We start from the raw sequence: 859 nt of genomic DNA, 5'->3' as shown, positions 1-859 counted from the left end.
TGCAGCCGCTGTCGTGCCGTCATAGGTCTTGTTCTGGCTGCTCATGGCCACAGCCAAGTTGGCTTTGCCGATCGTGCTGGTGGTGTTGCTCACCGTGGTGGGCAAGTTGTAGTTGCTCAGATCAGTACCAGTCGCTGCCGTGAAGTCGCCTGTCGCCAAGCTCGCGGTGACTGTTGTTGCCGTGGCCACGTTCTTGCTGTTGTAGGTGCCGCTGGCTTTGCTCACCGTTGCAGTTTCTGCCACGCCGCCCACTGTCACGCCCGTGGCCGTGATCGCACCCGTTGCCAATGCAGCCGCTGTCGTGCCGTCATAGGTCTTGTTCTGGCTGCTCATGGCCACAGCCAAGTTGGCTTTGCCGATCGTGCTGGTGGTGTTGCTCACCGTGGTGGGCAAGTTGTAGTTGCTCAGATCAGTACCAGTCGCTGCCGTGAAGTCGCCTGTCGCCAAGCTCGCGGTGACTGTTGTTGCCGTGGCCACGTTCTTGCTGTTGTAGGTGCCGCTGGCTTTGCTCACCGTTGCAGTTTCTGCCACGCCGCCCACTGTCACGCCCGTGGCCGTGATCGCACCCGTTGCCAATGCAGCCGCTGTCGTGCCGTCATAGGTCTTGTTCTGGCTGCTCATGGCCACAGCCAAGTTGGCTTTGCCGATCGTGCTGGTGGTGTTGCTCACCGTGGTGGGCAAGTTGTAGTTGCTCAGATCAGTACCAGTCGCTGCCGTGAAGTCGCCTGTCGCCAAGCTCGCGGTGACTGTTGTTGCCGTGGCCACGTTCTTGCTGTTGTAGGTGCCGCTGGCTTTGCTCACCGTTGCAGTTTCTGCCACGCCGCCCACTGTCACGCCCGTGGCCGTGATCGCTCCTATA

The 859-nt window shown here is 60.5% G+C and carries 1 protein-coding gene; it reads right to left on the bottom strand.

Going from position 1 to position 859, the window contains the following annotated elements:
* On the bottom strand, positions 1-859 hold an 859-nt coding region (locus H663_RS41915), incomplete at both ends, for a YDG domain-containing protein (protein ID WP_240620611.1).

The sequence above is a fragment of the Limnohabitans planktonicus II-D5 genome (genome assembly GCF_001270065.2).
Taxonomy (GTDB): domain Bacteria; phylum Pseudomonadota; class Gammaproteobacteria; order Burkholderiales; family Burkholderiaceae_C; genus Limnohabitans_A; species Limnohabitans_A planktonicus.
This window is presented reverse-complemented; position numbering and strand designations above follow the sequence as displayed.